The sequence below is a fragment of the Psychrobacillus sp. genome (genome assembly GCF_032154225.1).
In the GTDB taxonomy this organism is placed as follows: domain Bacteria; phylum Bacillota; class Bacilli; order Bacillales_A; family Planococcaceae; genus Psychrobacillus.
In genome coordinates this window covers 75,528-93,174 of the sequence record NZ_JALDYF010000013.1, presented here as the reverse complement: position 1 = coordinate 93,174, position 17,647 = coordinate 75,528, and the positions used below count along the sequence as shown (strand labels likewise).

The 17,647-nt window shown below is 38.5% G+C and carries 13 protein-coding genes; all 13 read left to right on the top strand.

The genetic code is table 11. The annotated features are described in order from the left end of the window. Nucleotides 1–10 precede the first annotated feature (10 nt). The 13 genes from RUH95_RS15495 (at nt 11) to RUH95_RS15435 (ending at nt 17,631) form a co-directional block, all read left to right on the top strand. Entirely contained in the window at nt 11–1,591 is a 1,581-nt protein-coding gene (locus RUH95_RS15495) for a ribulokinase (RefSeq protein WP_313893797.1), read from the top strand. Further along, entirely contained in the window at nt 1,588–3,627 is a 2,040-nt protein-coding gene (locus RUH95_RS15490) for a bifunctional aldolase/short-chain dehydrogenase (protein WP_313893796.1), read from the top strand. Before RUH95_RS15495 ends, RUH95_RS15490 begins: the two co-directional genes overlap by 4 nt. Nucleotides 3,628–4,187: 560 nt before the next feature. Beyond that, nucleotides 4,188–4,913: a (Fe-S)-binding protein gene (locus RUH95_RS15485; RefSeq protein ID WP_313893795.1), complete on the top strand. Its 726-nt coding sequence runs from the start codon at nt 4,188–4,190 to the stop codon at nt 4,911–4,913. Nucleotides 4,914–4,915: 2 nt separating this feature from the next. Then, entirely contained in the window at nt 4,916–6,349 is a 1,434-nt protein-coding gene (locus RUH95_RS15480; protein ID WP_313893794.1) for a LutB/LldF family L-lactate oxidation iron-sulfur protein, read from the top strand. Continuing rightward, nucleotides 6,342–6,962 (top strand): LutC/YkgG family protein, encoded by a 621-nt coding sequence (locus RUH95_RS15475; protein WP_313893793.1) that lies wholly within the window; start codon nt 6,342–6,344, stop codon nt 6,960–6,962. Before RUH95_RS15480 ends, RUH95_RS15475 begins: the two co-directional genes overlap by 8 nt. Nucleotides 6,963–6,964: 2 nt before the next feature. Continuing rightward, nucleotides 6,965–7,843 (top strand): ROK family protein, encoded by an 879-nt coding sequence (locus tag RUH95_RS15470; protein ID WP_313893792.1) that lies wholly within the window; start codon nt 6,965–6,967, stop codon nt 7,841–7,843. Nucleotides 7,844–8,802: 959 nt separating this feature from the next. Continuing rightward, entirely contained in the window at nt 8,803–10,836 is a 2,034-nt protein-coding gene (locus tag RUH95_RS15465) for a hypothetical protein (RefSeq protein ID WP_313893791.1), read from the top strand. A gap of 235 nt (nt 10,837–11,071) precedes the next feature. Further along, entirely contained in the window at nt 11,072–11,590 is a 519-nt protein-coding gene (locus RUH95_RS15460; RefSeq protein WP_313893790.1) for a tetratricopeptide repeat protein, read from the top strand. Continuing rightward, nucleotides 11,587–13,134 carry an O-antigen ligase family protein gene (locus RUH95_RS15455; protein ID WP_313893789.1) on the top strand — a complete coding sequence of 516 codons (1,548 nt, stop codon included), beginning with the start codon at nt 11,587–11,589 and terminating at the stop codon, nt 13,132–13,134. Before RUH95_RS15460 ends, RUH95_RS15455 begins: the two co-directional genes overlap by 4 nt. Further along, a complete protein-coding gene (locus tag RUH95_RS15450; RefSeq protein WP_313893788.1) occupies nt 13,131–14,054 on the top strand; it encodes a Wzz/FepE/Etk N-terminal domain-containing protein in 924 nt (307 codons plus the stop codon). Before RUH95_RS15455 ends, RUH95_RS15450 begins: the two co-directional genes overlap by 4 nt. A 16-nt stretch (nt 14,055–14,070) precedes the next feature. Next, entirely contained in the window at nt 14,071–15,909 is a 1,839-nt protein-coding gene (locus tag RUH95_RS15445; protein WP_313893787.1) for a polysaccharide biosynthesis protein, read from the top strand. A gap of 56 nt (nt 15,910–15,965) precedes the next feature. Further along, nucleotides 15,966–16,364, top strand: a complete 399-nt coding sequence (locus RUH95_RS15440; protein ID WP_313893786.1) for a sugar 3,4-ketoisomerase — start codon at nt 15,966–15,968, stop codon at nt 16,362–16,364. 70 nt (nt 16,365–16,434) lie between these two features. Beyond that, nucleotides 16,435–17,631 (top strand): ankyrin repeat domain-containing protein, encoded by a 1,197-nt coding sequence (locus RUH95_RS15435; RefSeq protein ID WP_313893785.1) that lies wholly within the window; start codon nt 16,435–16,437, stop codon nt 17,629–17,631. The last annotated feature ends 16 nt before the right edge of the window (nt 17,632–17,647 follow it).

The window sequence follows — 17,647 nt, the reverse complement described above, 5'->3', positions numbered from 1 at the left end:
GGTTACCTTCATGAAATACACAATCGGCATCGACTATGGAACCGAATCAGGTCGTGTGATTTTAGTAAATATCGCAAACGGCGAAATCGTTGCAACTAGTGTGACGCCATACCCCCATGGCGTCATCGCTGGGCAGCATGGAAAAGAAACCGCACTTCAAGTGCCGCAAGATTATCTAGACGTACTTGCAAAATCGATTCCAGAAGTAATAAAAAACATCGATCCATCTGACGTAATCGGCATCGGCTTAGACTTCACATCGTGTACAATCTTACCTGTGAATGAAAAGCTAATACCGCTATGCGATTTAAAACAGCATAAAGAAAACCTACATGCCTTCGTCAAATTGTGGAAGCATCATGAAGCAGAAGACGAAGCAAAGCAATTAACAAAAATAGTACAAAATGAAAAATGGATTCAACGATACGGGGGCATCATTTCATCTGAATGGATGCTCCCTAAAATAATGGAAATCGCAAATGACGATCCTATACTTTTCAATGAAACTGCATTTTTCCTAGAAGCAGGAGATTGGGTCGTTTCCAAACTAACAAACACACTCACGCGCAATAGCTGTTCCGCTGGCTACAAAGGAACATGGCATAAAGAAACAGGCTATATTGCAAATGAAACATTAAAAAAAATCCATCCTGCGCTCGACAATATATATAATACGAAGCTTGCAGGAGAAGTAAAATCAACAGGCACAAAAGCAGGAACCTTGTCTAAAGAAATGAGCGAACTTACAGGGTTACATGAAGGAACACCAGTAGCGGTAGGCATTATTGACGCACATGCAGCATTGCCAGGAGCGGGAGTAAGTGAACCAGGGACACTTGTTATCGTAATGGGCACTTCTTCTTGCCATCTACTACTCAGTGATAAAGAAGTGCTTGTCTCTGGTATTAGTGGTGTAGTAGAAGATGGAATCCTACCGGGCTATTATGCATACGAAGCTGGGCAAGCGGCAGTCGGCGATCTATTTGCACATCTCGTTAAAAAATATAATGCAGACTTTCAAACATTAACGGAACAAGCGCAAACACTTAAACCGGGAGAAAGTGGCTTAATTGCACTTGATTGGCATAACGGCTGTAGAACGCCGTATGTAGATTCCACTCTCTCTGGACTATTAGTCGGTGAAAAGCTTTCCACACAACCGTATGAAGTTTATCGGGCTTTATTGGAAGCGACTGCTTTTGGAACTCGTGTCATCGTTGAACTATTCGAAAACAACGACATCCCGATAAACAAAGTAGTTGCAACGGGTGGAATACCGAAGAAAAATACATTGCTTATGCAAATTTACGCAGACATTTTACAAAAAGAAATTACCGTCATAGAAAACGACCAAGCACCAGCGCTTGGCGCAGCCATACTAGGAGCAGTTGCAGCAAATGCATACAACTCTTTCCCAGAAGCGATCAACCAAATGGCATCGAAGCAATCCATCACATACAAACCAAACAAAGAAAACGAACAAACTTACAACAAGCTATTCGATATGTATGAAAAACTAAGTACGTACTTTGTACAACAGTCATCCATCATGTACGACCTGCACAAATTGAAAGGGGAGAAACAACAATGATTGAAAACCTATGGGAAACATCCACGAAAACAGTCGAAGCAGACACACTTGAAGAACTAACATTCCGCTCGAACCTAATCGGAACAGATCGTCGCGTCTGTAACTGGGGAGGCGGCAACACATCCTTCAAAACGAAAGCACTTGATTTCCGTGGGCAAGAAGTAGATATTATGTGGGTAAAAGGAAGTGGCTCGGACCTTGCAACGATGAAAGAGTCTAACTTCACAGCACTCCACCTAGAACATATTCTCCCACTTCAAGAGCGTGAAGACATGACGGACGAAGAGATGGTCGACTTTTTAGGGCATTGTATGATCAACAAATCGCATCCACGTGCCTCCATCGAAACACTTTTACATGCGTTCCTTCCATACAAACATGTGGACCATACGCACCCAGATAGCATCATTAGCATTTGCTGCGCACCAAACGGCAAAGAAATCGCCAAAGAAATTTTCGGTGACCGATTTGTGTGGGTTCCATACATACGGCCAGGATTTCTTCTATCTAAAATGATTGCAGACGGCGTAAAAAACAACCCAAACGCAGAACTAGTCCTAATGGAAAAACACGGCCTAGTCGTATGGGGAGAAACAGCGCGCGAAAGCTACGACAAAACACTCGAAGTGATTAACGAAGCAAAAGCATATATCGATGGAAAACTAGCAACAGCACCTGCATTCGGTGGCCAAACAGAAGAAGTATTTTCAGCCGAAAAACGACAAGAAGTATTAAACGAGATCCTTCCACTTATCCGTGGTCAAGTATCGAAAAACAAAGGAATGATGGTCTCATACGACGACGCCGATGACGTACTTGAATTCGTCAACAGCGCACGAGCAAGCGAACTATCACAAGTCGGAGCTGCATGCCCAGACCATCTCGTACACACAAAACGTGTTCCATTATTCGTTGACGATATCGCAACACTTGAAACAAGCATCGAAAACTACCAAAACGACTACAAAAAATATTTTGAAACATACGCATCAGAAAACGACGAAATGTTCGACCCATCGCCACGCGTTATTCTAATAAAAGGCATCGGAATGATCAACACAGGAAAAGACAAAGCATCCGCATTAGTAAGTGGAGCACTTTACCACCGAGCAATTTCCGTTATGAAAGGCTCCGACGCATTAGGCGGATTCACATCCCTATCAGCAGAAGAATCATTCGGCATCGAATACTGGCCGCTTGAACTATACAAACTATCACTTGCACCAAAAGAAGCCGAATTCTCCAGAAAAGTAGCATTCGTTACAGGAGGAGCAGGCGGAATCGGTTCCGAAACTTGCCGACTATTCGCATCCCAAGGTGCACATGTAGTCCTAGCTGACCTAAACCTTGAGGGTGCAGAAAAAATCGCAAGCGACATAAATGCCACATACGGAGCAGGTCGTGCAATAGCAGTGCAAATGGACGTAACGAATGAAGAGCAAATTATCGCATCGTTCCAGCAAGTCATCCGCACATACGGCGGAATCGACATACTAGTCAACAACGCAGGACTAGCAACATCTAGCCCATTCGAAGAAACAACATTAAAAGAATGGAACCTAAACATGAACGTACTAGGAACAGGCTACTTCCTCGTATCGCGCGAAGCATTCAAAGTAATGAAAACACAACAAACAGGAGGCAGCATGGTATTCATCGGCTCGAAAAACTCGATCTACGCCGGCAAAAATGCCTCTGCCTATAGCGCAGTAAAAGCACTCGAAGTCCATCTTGCACGATGTATCGCAGCAGAAGGTGGAGACTTCGGCATCCGTGCCAACTCAGTCCTACCAGACGCAGTCCTACAAGGCTCCGCAATCTGGGGCTCCAAATGGCGCGAAGAACGAGCAGCAGCATACGGCATCGAACCAGACGAACTAGAAAATCACTACAAAGAACGCACAGTACTAAAACAAAACATCTACCCAAGCGACATCGCCGAAGCAATCGCCTTCTTCGCATCCAGCAAATCAGCCAAAACAACCGGCTGCATGCTAACAGTAGACGGCGGCGTAGCAGCAGCGTTTACAAGATAAAACCAACGCTGGGGAAACTGCCAAACTAACTGTCGAAAGCCCCAAAGAGCGACGCGAAAGCCACAAACTAGTCATCGAATGCCACAAATCTTAAAGAAGGGAGCTTTTCGCCCGCGAAAAGCAATCTAAATGCAAAAGGAAACTTGCTGTACCAGCAAGTTATTTAAACAAAACCTGGGGAAACCGCTAAACTAAATGTCGAAAGCCACAAAGAGTGACGCGAAAGCCCCAAACTAGTCATCGAAAGCCACAAAGAGCAACATGAAAGACCCAAACTAGTCAACGAAAGCCACAAACAGCAACATGAAAGCCACAAACCTTAAAGAAGGAAGCTTTTCGCTCGCGAAAAGCAATCTAAATGCAAAAGGAAACTTGCTGTACCAGCAAGCTATTTAAAACAAACCAAACTAAGTAGTACAAATGAATCATTCACCACATAAACTACTCAGAGCACCACATAACCAAGCAAAACAAACACATAAAGCACCAAAATCACCACATAAAAAAACAAAAAAGTCGCTTCCCACAGAAGCGACTTTTTCAGAAAGGACCGATAACCGATGCGTGTAACCTTATTTTCCACCTGCCTAATCGACCTATTCCAGCCAAGCGCCGGCATCGCAACAGTAGAACTACTCGAAAAACTCGGCTGTAAAATCGACTACCCAACTGGCCAAATCTGCTGTGGCCAACCAGCCTACAACAGCGGTTACCTAAACGAAGCCAAACCAGCAATGATCCACCTGCTCGAAACATTTCAACACGCCGAATACATCGTCACACCATCCGGCTCCTGCGCCGTCATGCTAAAAGAATACGCACATATATTCCAAGACGACCCAAAATGGAGCAAAATCGCAAAATCCGTCGCCGACAAAACGTACGAACTTACACAATTCATCGTCCACGTACTCGGCGTCACAAAAATCGACACATCACTACCCGGAACTGCCGTATTCCACACATCTTGCCATATGACTCGTTTACTCGGCGTTCGCGAAGAACCAAAGCAACTACTAGACCAAGTTGCCGATTTAACAATGAAACCCCTTAAAGGTGCCGACCAATGCTGCGGCTTCGGTGGAACATTCTCTGTCAAAATGGGTGACATCTCAGCAGAAATGGTCAAAGAAAAAGTCAGCAACATCGTAAACGCAAACGTCGACTACCTCATTGGAGCAGACTGCGCATGCCTCATGAACATCGGCGGCCGACTATCACGCGAAAACCAACCAGTCCAAGTATTACATATTGCCGAAGTACTAAACCGAGGAATGGAGGGATAACCATGTCAATCAAAATAAAAGCAGGACCATTCAAAAAACGCATGACTGCCGAACTCAAAAACGACTTCATGCGAAAAGCAGTATCTGGCGCACAAGACGGCCTGGGCGCTAGAAGAAACCTCGCAACCGAACAACTCGGCGAATGGGAAAAATGGCGTGAAGCCGGACAAGAAATCCGCCAACACACAGTTAACAACCTAGCACATTACCTAGAACAATTCAGCGAACAAGTAACGAAAAGCGGAGGTCACGTCTACTTCGCAAAAGACGACCAAGAAGCAACACGCTACATCCAAGAAGTCGTACAAAAAAAGAACGCCAAAAAAATCGTCAAAGCAAAATCGATGGTTACCGAAGAAATCGGTCTAAACGCCGCACTCGAATCAATCGGCTGTGAAGTAGTCGAAACCGATCTAGGGGAATTCATTCTTCAAGTCGACGACCACGACCCGCCATCGCATATCGTCGTACCGGCATTACATAAAAAGAAAGAACAAATCCGAGACGTTTTCGTCAAAAAACTAGGCTACACAAAATCCGCCGACCCAGACGAACTCGCAAAACACGCACGCTACACACTCAGAGAAAAATTCTTACAAGCCGATGTCGGTATTACTGGCTGTAATTTTGGAGTAGCCGAAAGCGGAACAATCTGTCTCGTGACGAATGAAGGAAATGCCCGCCTTGTCACCACTATCCCTAAAACACAAATTACCGTCATGGGAATGGAAAGACTCGTCCCAACATTCGAAGACTTAGACGTTATGGTAAGTCTACTAACAAGAGCAGCCGTCGGACAACGCATCACAAGCTACGTCACACTTCTTACCGGACCTAAAAAACAACAAGAAGTCGACGGTCCAGAGGAACTGCATGTCGTAATCGTCGATAACGGACGCTCGAAAATTCTCGGCACTGATTTTCAAGAAATCTTGCAATGCATCCGCTGCGGAGCTTGCTTAAACGTCTGCCCAGTATACCGTCACATCGGCGGTCACGCATACGGCTCCATCTATCCAGGTCCAGTCGGAGCAGTACTCACACCACTACTCGACGGCTACGAAGATCACAAAGACTTACCATACGCTTCAACCCTATGCGGCGCATGCACAGACGTCTGCCCAGTGAAAATCCCACTGCACGGCTTACTATTAAAACATCGCCAAGTAATCGTCGAAACAGAAGGAAAAGCACCAATTAGCGAACGTCTCATGATGAAAGCATTCGGCTTCGGAGCATCGACAAACTCCGTCTACACAGGAGGCTCCAAAATAGCAGCAGTCAGTCTCAAAATGCTACTCAAAAACAAACAAATGATATCGAACGGCCCAGGACTTCTAAAAGAATGGACAAATAGCCGAGACTTCCCAACGCCAAAACAAAGCCGCTTCCGCGATTGGATGAAAGATCACGAGGAGGCTAAATCACATGAATAAACTCGAACGAAAAAAAGTAGAGATCCCTATTTCAACTGTCTACAGAGAACTCGAAACACACTCATTAAAAAAAGTATTCATCGAATCGGCCAAACTCATTCGTGCAGAAATTTTCGAAACAACACCGGCGGATCTAATAAACGCCTTAAACCTTATTGTAGAAGGAACACATGCAAATGAAATACTATCATCCATACAAGATGCACCCAAAAAGCTAGAAAATTGGCTACAACAACACACGACAAAATGGGACCCGACCCTTGGTAATAAAAACATCCAAACAGCAGAACAAGCCAAATTTGGCATCACATATTGCGACCAAGCCCTAGCAGAGTCAGGAACAGTTGTCCTTTTAAACGAAAATAACAAAGGTAGATCCGTCAGTCTACTACCCGAAATTCATATCGTTCTCATCCTGGCAAACACAATCGTCCCACGCCTACAAGAAAGCATGAGAAAACTACATGAACGAATAAAAGAAGGAAAAGGAGTTCCATCTTGTATAAACTATATAACAGGACCAAGTAACTCCGCAGACATCGAAAGCTACCTAGTCGTCGGAGTCCATGGCCCACTAAGAACCATTTACGTCATCATCGAAGAGGAGGCTTAACTATGCTAGGATCAATAGAAGCTGGAGGCACAAAAATGAACTGCGCTATCGGAGATGAACACGGCAACATCATCAAACAAGCTCAGTTCCCAACAACAACACCCGAACAAAACATGCAACAATTCATCGAATTCTTTCAAACGAACCCGGTCGACGCAATCGGAATAGGTGCATTCGGACCAGTAAACGTCGATCGACAAAGCAAACAATACGGAACAATACTCGACACGCCAAAGTTAGCCTGGCGTTTCTTTCCGTTCCTACAAACACTAAAACAAAACCTAAACATCCCAATCGAACTCCAAAGTGACGTAAACGTAGCGGCTCTCGGAGAAGCGGTACACGGCAGTGGCAAAAACGACCGTGCAGTCCTGTACATTACAATAGGAACTGGAATCGGCGGAGGAGTAGTCACAAACAAACAATTCCTCCAAACAGCCCAACATCCCGAAATGGGTCACGTCTGGATCAAACGAACACCTGAAGACACAGCACTGAGCAACTGCCCATTCCACACCGACTGCTTCGAAGGCTTAGCATCCGGCCCAGCAATCGAAAAAAGATGGAACACAAATGCAAAAAATCTCCCAGCAGATCACCCTGCATGGGAGCTAGAAGCAAACTATATCGCACAAGGCGTCTACCAAATGATGCTCGCCCACGCCCCTAACCGCATCATCATCGGAGGCGGCGTCATGAACCAACCCCAGTTACTACCGAAAATAAAACAAAACATTAAAGCACAGCTAAACGGTTACACCTACTACCAAGCCTTAGCTAACCTAGAAGAAACCATTGTCCTTCCTGAACTAGGTGACAATGCAGGGCTTGTTGGTGGATTGGTCTTTGCCGCACAAATAAAAAATGATAAAATAGTATAAGCAACAGCATAAAGCGGATGGGCGGTCGGCACTCCCTTGAGAAAGGGGGTGTTTATACATGGTGACATATGAAGCGATGAATAAATATGCTATTTCAATTCGGTATATTCCTAGCAACAGCTGCAACTGCAGTTGTTGCACTCGTTGCTCTTTACACCAATAGAAAAAAGTAACCGCCCCTCCTCTCTGACTAAGTAGATGGGTGGTTACTTTTTTTAGTTAAACATTCTTTCCAACTGGTCAACCGCTCTTCATGCGGTATGTTTGTTGCATTGACTGGACGTTTAGTAGACGTTCAGTCATTTTTAATATACGTTTATTTTAGCACAATTATACGAAAAATACACCTGAAATCAACTTTGGTTCCAGCTGCCACCGCAGCAATGTAGCGGAAACTGAAAAAAAAAGCCCTGACCACGGTCAGAACCCCATAAAATAAGAAAAGAAGCATCTGACGTTCAGATGCTTCTTTTCTTGAGCGATAAAACGAAGGAAGTAGAAGGCTGCACACTAATGAATGTACAAACAAGTTTACGGCGTTACACATCTATAAGTAACCTTCTATACAGTACATCATAACACAAATATAAAAAAATGCACGCAATAAATTCAATAAATCTAAAAAAAAATAAAAGTTTTATAAATATGAATATACTTCGATTTATGAAATAAAAGAATGGGAAATCTATCAACCTAAAAAATAGTAAAAATTATTCAGAAAAAAAACTAGCGTTATTGGTTATATTACTGTAATATGGAATATGTAATAGTGTCCTTGGTGCTTCCAAAATGTCAATCTCGAAAAAAACTGGAAATCTTTTAGTATTTTTAGTTGATTTTAGCATATGAGTTTTGTATACTCATATATTAGTTAGGGTGACGATATTGGACGCGATCAGCGACCGGCATTACACACTACAAAAAATTGCACCACACAAGCGAAGGGAGATCACAAGTTTATGAAGAAAAAAGCTATCAAAATTGCAGCTTCAACTGCAGTAGCAGCTTCAGCATTCGTTGCAGCAGCACCAGCACAACAAGCTGACGCAGCAGCTAATGTAAACCAATTAACAACAAACGCACAAAATGCAGGTACAGTATTAAAATGGGCTATCTCAGTAGAAGGTTCTGCTGATTATGTAACTCAACCATTTGCTCAGTACAATGCAGCGAAAGCATCAATCAAAGCAGCAGAGGCAGCAGCAGCTAAACTTTCAGTTTCTGAAAAATTAGCAGTAGATGCTAAACTTGTAGATGCTAAAATCCAAGTTACTCGTGCTGGATACTACATCGATGCAATTACTTCAAGCAACAAAATCAAAGAATTAACAGCTACACTTGATGCAGCAATCGCATCTGGTGATATTGCTAAAGTTGAAGCTGCTTACCACAAAGCAACTGCTGAGTACCGTAAACAAGCTAAACTTTTAGACCGCGTATATGGTCAAACAACTCGTGACGGTATCCGTAACGCAGTTAAACCAGCTCTTGAAGCATCAGTAGCTTCAGTTAAAAACGAAGTAACTGTTAGCATGCTTGTAGCTGCAGCAGCTGCAGACGTTAAAGCTGGAAACATTGCAGATGCACATGCGAAAATTGCAGAAGCACAAGCAATTCTTGACGCTAACGTTCTTAAATGGGAAACTGCTTTACAAAAGTCAGTAACTGATGCTAAAACAGCTCTTCCAGCAATCCCTGGTAACATTACTGTAGAAACAGTAGCATTCCACGGTGAAGCAGGAAACACTTATGCAGTAGTAGCAAACTTAAAAGATTCTAAGGGAGCTGCATACAACGGTCCAGTTTCACTTAGCTTTACTGCTCCTTCAGCTGCTAGTACTGGATCATATAAATTTGTAACTGTAAACGGAGTTGACTATGCAACAGCTGCATCTGCAGATACTGTTTTACCTAAAAATGGTCAATTAGTTATTACGGTTACAACTAATGATACTACTAACCCAGTTGCAGGTGGTAAAATTAAATTCCAAGCTAAACCAAATGGTACTACTGTTAGTGAAACAACATATTCTGGTGCATTGAACTTCTACGCAGTAGCTGATGATAGTACTTTCCCTACTGAAGATGAAGCAAAAGTGAAATATGTAGATGTAGCTAATAAATACTTTGTTACAAACAATCTTGAAAAATATACATTAAAAGCTGCTGGAAACGTGTACCAAGATGTAAACGGTGCTATTCTTTCTCTAGATGCATTTTTAGCTAAGTTAACTGCTGGTGATACTGTTGCTGGATCGTATAAAAAAGTAGGAAACGGATCAGTAATTCAACTTGCTATTGATGCTGTTGCAGAGTCAGAATTCAAAGTAAACCAATATGATACAGCTAAAGATAACGGAATTAAAGACGCATTAAACAATTACGTTTACCGTGTTGAAGGAAATACAGTAACTTTATCTGGTACTGGTGAGGCTGGTAAGAGAGTATCAATCTATAATGGTATTTTAAACAGCGCAGTTGGATCAACAGTAATCGGATCTAACGGTCAATGGAGTCTTACTCTTTCTGCTACAGGTTCAACAACTTTTGTTGCATACCAATCTTCAAAAGTTAATGAAGCAGCACCATTATTTAACAACCTACCAGCTGGAGCTATTCTTTCTGAAAAATTAACAGTAGTTGCTGGTAAATTTGTAGCAAGAGCTGCAGCTTCTGATCTTAACGTAGTTGCTCCTGCTACTTTAACTGGAAACACAGTTGTATTTACTGCTGACCTTGATGCAGATAAAGACGAAACTGCTGTAATTGCTTCAAATGCATCAATTACTTTACAAGATGGTTATTCATTAAGCGCTACTTATACTAATGGTGTAGGTGGTACAGTAATTGAAGAGCATGCAAATGGTTTCCAAGTTACATTTGGTGTACCATCTAAAACTTCTATCGCTGGTAAAGCATTATCAGGTCAATTATCAGTTTCTTCTGTAACTGGTATTACAAATGCTTACAAATTTAAAGCAGAAGTAAAATAAAATTCTGTATTTTAATTAACATTTAGATAGAATCGAACTGTTTGTCAACTTAGGTTGGGAAACAGTTCTTTTTTATTTTTGTGAAATTTAAATATCATTTGTATTTTTTTCTTTATTTATATGTTTTCATTACAAATAGTTCTAGTTTTTACAACAACTCTTTGAAAGTCTCGAAAAAAACATTACATTATGATATAATTTTAAGGATATGTCGTTGTAATAAGGGGAAAAAATAATGAATCAATTAAAGCTTAAAGTTAAAACAAAAAAAAAATATACCAATTTTATTATTACTCTTTTTATTTTAATTGTTTGTTCGATTTTAATTTATGCACAAAATCAAGCTACTAAACAAGATGAGAAGTTGATGGATGATTATGCTTTATATCAGGAAACAAATCTTCTACTGCAAGAAGGAGATATTGAGCATGTTTTACCAATCTTAGAAGAACTGAATAAAAGACACGGTGATGATTTCAACGTGACACATAGACTAGGGTACTCCTATTTGAAGTATCAGCAGTTTAATACTGCGCTAACAATGTATACAAAAGCCTTAGATTTAAATCCATATTTAGTAGAAAATATAAACTTTATGTATGAGTATGCAACTACACTTGCTAGCAATGAACAATATGACAATGCGCTTATTGTCATTGAACGATTGCTAACTCTTCCAATAGATGAATCTTTTAAAGCAACTATAACCGAACTAAAGGATTCTATTAGCGGTATGAAAGGATCGACAAAATGAGCGGACTAAAAGCAAGAAGTATAAACATCGCAAGAGATGAAAAAGAAGATGTAGTATCGACTATTAAAACCGATCGAATAATTTTCAGACTTTTTTTAGTGGCTTTGGCGATAATCCCATTAATTATCGGAGCTAAGGCAAGGTTATTTATAAGCCCAGCGATATCGGGTGTTGGAATTACTTCAACTAACTACCAGTTAGACTTCTTTACATTTTTCAAATTCAGTTTGCTACTATTAGTCATGATAATTACACTTCTATTATTTTTATACAAAGTATTTTTTCTTAATTACAAAATAAAGTGGAGTCCACCTTTATATGCAATAGCTATATTTATCTTCGCACTTTCACTATCAGTTGTATTTGCAGAATATAAAACAATTGCAATGTGGGGTATTTACAATCGCCATGATGGCGCTTTGACATTTATAGCTTATGCAGTCTTAATGTTTATTGCACTTAATATTACTTACCCGAAAAAAGCATTGAATTATTTAGTATATGCAACGTATCCATTTGTTTGGGTTAACGTCATTATTTCATTGCTGAATCTATATGGTATTAATATCCTTGAAAACTCAGTAGTGCATAAGTTATTTACGCTATTCTTAATGGATGAAATGTCGATAGGAGAAGGCTCGATATTAACTGGTACACTAAATCAATGGAACTACATGAGTGGCTACTCAGCAGTAATGGCAATACTATTTTTAACACTAGCAGTATTCCATGGTTCAATAAAATCGAAAATAGTTAATTTACTAACGGCAATTGCTGCCTTTTCAACTATTCTTGCTTCTATTTCGACAAGTGGATTTGTTAGTCTGCTATTAATGTTAGTTCTTCTATTAATACTAATTTTAATGAAAAAAAACATGAAAAAGTCACTAGTATGGTTAGGTAGTTTTATCTTATTAGCCACTATCTCAACAACTGTACTTGCGAAGCATAATCCACAAGTTTGGACGGAATCATTCGGATTTTTCACGAAAAAGAATCCTTTTGTGCAAGTAGAAGAAACGTTCAAAGAATTAGGGAGAATAGATAATAAAGTTTCTGCTGCTGATCCTACGCTTGAATTGCCTGTACTGCCTGAAAGAACAATGTCTGGAGGGTCAGGTCGAGTGTATATATGGGAGAATATGATAACTTTGATAAAAGAAAAACCTATTACTGGATATGGGCTCGATACTTTAATCTATCATTTTCCGCAAAATGATATTAATAAAAGAGATGGTTTTATGTATGAAACAGTCTTAATTGATAAGCCACATAATTTGTTTATAGGGCTTTTATATGGAACAGGTTTTTTGGGTTTACTAAGTTTTCTTAGCATTGTTGTAATATACACGTTTAAGCTAGGAAAATATGTTTTAAAAGATCAACAGTCGCCAAAAATATGGGCCTTTACATTAGGATGGGGAGCTTTTCTTATCCAAGCATTATTAAATGACTCTGTCATTGGAGCGACAATTGTTCCGCTATTAGCAACAGCAATTATATATGCAATAGCAAATACCCAAGATGGGAATGAGATATCATGAATGAAGAAACAATTGATTTAAGGGAACTTATTGAAATAGTTTGGAAAGGCAAGATTATTGTAGTAATATCGATAATTGTAGCAATACTAGTCGCATTACTAATAAGTATCTTTGTTTTAGAGGAAAAGTACGAATCAAATGCCGTAGTTCAAATAACTTCTAATACTGCGGCAGAGGGTCTTGTAAAACAATACATAGATAGTGAATTTACAAGTCAAATTTTTGCTGAAAGAATAAAAAACCAAGCATTTATTGATCAAATATTTAATGTAGATGGGAAACATAATGTTAGTAATAAAAATCTTGGTATAAACATAGATCCAACTACTAATATGATATCATTTACTTATACAAGTAGTGATGCTAAAAAGTCAAAAGAAGTATTAGCAACTCTTATTGAAAAACAAAAAATAGCTATGTCGGAATCACTTCAAAAGGAGTTTACTTTATTAGCAGACTCATATACAAAAGAAAGTCAAAAGCTTTCCAATGAAATTAGAGATTTGATCAAGCTATATAATTCAACTGTCCAAACAAACAACTTACCTGAAATATTGATTCTTCAATCAATGATTTCTAAGGAGTTGATTGTCAACTTAACGGAAGAACAGCAGACGTCTCTTGTAAACGTAGATGGAGAAATTCAAAATGAATTAATGCAATTACAAGCACGAATTGAATCAAAATCAGTAGAATATAGAAAAGTATTAGATCAATATCAAACAGTACTAACAAATATCGAAAGTTTTAGACCGGATCCTTTAATTAAAACAATTATTGAGCCAACTGTTGCAATGGGTGCAAGTTCACCAAATACACTTTTAAATATCGCTATAGGTGTAGTAATGGGGGCAATGATCGGTGTAGGAATTGTATTTATAAGAAAGTACTGGAAAGAAACAAGTCCTGAAAATAAATAGAAACGGAGTGTTGAATATGGGATATAGGCTAAGAATAGCAACATTTGTAATATTAGATTCTATCATAGTAATTACTGCTATTTTCTTTAGTTATTTTCTATTACATCCGACACTAACTGTTTACTCACTTCCTACTCTTATACTCAGTGCGATTACATTGCTAATCTCTCATCATATAGCTGCTTATTATTTTCATTTATACGATCGAATTTGGAGTGTCGCATCTGTAAGTGAATTGTTAACGATTGTTTATTCTGTGATAATTTCTGTTGGTACAGCAAGTATAATGCAATATGCAGTGCAAAAAGATGTTTATTTCCGTGTGATGGCAGTTACTTGGATGCTGCACATAATTGCAATTGGTGGATCTAGGTTTGCATTGAGAGTGTTCAGTGAACAAAAAATGCAAAATACGCATCAACGAAAATATCGAGCACTTATTGTAGGAGCTGGACAAGCAGGTACAGTGTTAGCAAAGCAGATGAGACAATCAGTAAACTCGGATTTAATACCAATTGCCTTTGTTGATGATGATTTAAATAAACAGAAACTGAAAGTACTAGATATAACTGTTCAAGGTACTGTAAGTGATATTCCAAAAATTGTGGAGAAATACGCAATTGATCACATCATTATTGCGATCCCTTCATTAACTAAAGCAAACATACAAGGTATATTTGAACATTGCTCAAAAACAAAAGCAAAAGTAAAAATTATGCCAAGTATAGAAGCAGTAATGACTGGTAAATTGTCTGTTAACGAGATGCGAGAAGTGAAAATCGAGGACTTGCTTGGAAGAGAAGAAGTAGAGTTGGATATGGAATCTATCTCTGAGAAACTAACTAACAGAACAATTTTAGTAACAGGTGCGGGCGGATCAATAGGTTCAGAAATTTGTCGTCAAGTGATGAAGTTTGAACCAAAAAAGATTCTTATTTTAGGACACGGAGAAAATTCTATATACCAAATTGATATGGAACTTCGTCAAAGTTTCACTGAGAATACAGAAATTATTCCACTCATCGCAGATGTACAAGATAGAAATCGAATATTTGATATTGTATCTGAATATAAGCCAGATGTTATTTATCACGCTGCTGCACATAAGCATGTACCTCTAATGGAGTACAATCCAATGGAAGCTGTGAAGAATAATATCTTCGGTACGAAAAATGTAGCAGAAGCAGCAGATACTTTTGGAGTGGGCTATTTTGTGATGATTTCAACAGACAAGGCGGTAAATCCACCAAATGTGATGGGTGCAACAAAACGTTTCGCTGAAATGATTGTGCAAAATTTAGCGAAAGAAAGCGAAACAAAGTTTGCAGCAGTACGCTTTGGTAATGTACTTGGCTCAAGAGGATCGGTTATTCCTTTATTTAAAAAGCAAATTGCACAGGGGGGACCTGTTACGGTAACTGATCCTGAAATGACCCGCTACTTCATGACAATTCCTGAAGCGTCTAGACTTGTTATACAGGCAGGGACCCTTGCGAATAGTGGAAGAATATTTGTGTTAGATATGGGTGAGCCTGTTAAAATTGTAGATTTAGCAAAAGATATTATTCGACTATCTGGATATACAGAGGATGAAATAAAGATAGAATTTACTGGTATTAGACCTGGTGAAAAATTGTACGAAGAATTACTGAATGAAAATGAAATACAAAGTGAAGTGGTATTTCCTAAAATTTACGTTGGAAGAGCAATACCAATTACGGATAGTGAATTGCAAGGATTGCTAGGGAAAATCCCTGTTCTTTCGAATGATGAATTGAAGGACTTACTAATTAGAACTGCTAAACAAAGGAATATTGGAAGTGAAGAAGAAATAAAGGCTACTTCCATAGTTTAATGCCATAACTTTTTGAAAATGAAGTTATAATAAATCCTTGAAAAGGAAGTAAATACATGGAAAATCTAATATTCAATTTTGAAGTAAAAGGGGATAACCGTGGCTCATTAATTTCACTAGAGTCAAACAAATCTATCCCTTTCGATTTAAAAAGAGTTTACTATATTTATGATACGAAAGAAGACGTTTCTCGAGGTTTTCATGCTCACAAAGAACTTCAACAAGTATTAGTTTGTGTTAGTGGTTCTTGTAAAATAATTTTGGATGATGGGCATGTGAAATCAGAGTATATATTAGATAAGCCAGAAAAGGGTCTCTTCGTAGAGAAAATGATTTGGCGTGAAATGCATGATTTTAGTGAGGGTTGTGTATTAATGGTTTTTGCTAGTGAATATTATGATGAAGAAGATTATATAAGAAATTACGATGAATTCATGAAAAAGGTTACATTGTAGGAGGAAATATTTAGAAATTTTTCCTGGGAACTAAAATATATTAGAGGTGTGAGACACAGGAGGAGATACTTTGTTTTGTATAGCTGGTAAAAATGACATTGCTGTTGAAATTGCAGAGCATGCTTTAAATATACTTGGAAAAAAGAGTTTAAAGCTAATAAAAAATTCTACAGATACATGTGAGGATAGTTGGCAAAAATCATTATGGAAATTTGGTAATGATAACGGGATAGAAGTAATCACTCTTGAAGATGCATATAATATAGATGATTTGATATTTCTATCTCTTGAGTTTGATAAAATTATTGATCCTGAGAAATTCAATACAGACAACTTGTACAATATACATTTCTCATTACTGCCGAAATATAAAGGAATGTATACTTCTTATTGGCCTCTAAGAAATGGAGAAGACCATTCTGGGGTGACACTTCACCGAATAGATCATGGAATCGACACCGGTAATATAATAGCGCAAAAGAAGTTTATAATTGGTTCAGGAATGACTTGTAGAGAACTTTATTCTGCATATTTAGAAAATGGCATAGTACTTATTAAAGAGTGGTTTCATGAATTAGTAAATTCAAAGATTACTTGTTCTCCTCAGCCTTCGCAATATTCAAGTTACTATTCAAAAAAAACTCTCAATTTTTCAACTCTCAAAATAGACTTAAATCAAACTGCATTTGATATTAAAAATCAAGTACGTTCCTTAGTATTTAGAGAGTATCAATTGCCAAAAATAAATAACCAATCTATAACACATATTGAAATTAAAAATAGTAGATCATTACAAAAGCATGGAACTATATTAAAAGAAGATGAATGGTCTATGGAGCTTAGTACGGTAGATTATGATATAAAATGCTATAAAGATAATTTAGCAGACTTGATTTACTCATGTGAAATGGATGACATTAATAAAGTTAGACAATTTATAGAGTTTAACTATAATCTAAATGATCAAAATGAAAAAGGGTGGACTCCGTTAATAGTTGCTAGCTATCATGGTAACTATAATATAGTTAATTTACTCTTGGAGAATGGTGCAGACCCAAATCTTTCAAATTTTAAAGGCACGACCCCTTTAATGTATGCAAAGGATTATTGTATTAAGAACAAAGAGTATAAGCTCATTCATCTATTATTATCAAAAGGCGCAGATATAAATAAAAAAGATTATAAAAATTATAATATATTCGACTATCTTAAATTAAATTATACAAAAACCGAAACAGAAAAAATAGAAGAGATACTATATTATTAATTATAAGTAAAAGTTA

Bases quoted from the DNA above. Each gene is read 5' to 3' on its own strand.
- RUH95_RS15480 (WP_313893794.1), top strand. From the start codon at position 4,916: ATGTCAATCAAAATAAAAGCAGGACCATTCAAAAAACGCATGACTGCC.
- RUH95_RS15470 (WP_313893792.1), top strand. From the start codon at position 6,965: ATGCTAGGATCAATAGAAGCTGGAGGCACAAAAATGAACTGCGCTATC.
- RUH95_RS15450 (WP_313893788.1), top strand. From the start codon at position 13,131: ATGAATGAAGAAACAATTGATTTAAGGGAACTTATTGAAATAGTTTGG.
- RUH95_RS15490 (WP_313893796.1), top strand. From the start codon at position 1,588: ATGATTGAAAACCTATGGGAAACATCCACGAAAACAGTCGAAGCAGAC.
- RUH95_RS15465 (WP_313893791.1), top strand. From the start codon at position 8,803: ATGAAGAAAAAAGCTATCAAAATTGCAGCTTCAACTGCAGTAGCAGCT.
- RUH95_RS15455 (WP_313893789.1), top strand. From the start codon at position 11,587: ATGAGCGGACTAAAAGCAAGAAGTATAAACATCGCAAGAGATGAAAAA.
- RUH95_RS15445 (WP_313893787.1), top strand. From the start codon at position 14,071: ATGGGATATAGGCTAAGAATAGCAACATTTGTAATATTAGATTCTATC.
- RUH95_RS15460 (WP_313893790.1), top strand. From the start codon at position 11,072: ATGAATCAATTAAAGCTTAAAGTTAAAACAAAAAAAAAATATACCAAT.
- RUH95_RS15440 (WP_313893786.1), top strand. From the start codon at position 15,966: ATGGAAAATCTAATATTCAATTTTGAAGTAAAAGGGGATAACCGTGGC.
- RUH95_RS15475 (WP_313893793.1), top strand. From the start codon at position 6,342: ATGAATAAACTCGAACGAAAAAAAGTAGAGATCCCTATTTCAACTGTC.
- RUH95_RS15485 (WP_313893795.1), top strand. From the start codon at position 4,188: ATGCGTGTAACCTTATTTTCCACCTGCCTAATCGACCTATTCCAGCCA.
- RUH95_RS15495 (WP_313893797.1), top strand. From the start codon at position 11: ATGAAATACACAATCGGCATCGACTATGGAACCGAATCAGGTCGTGTG.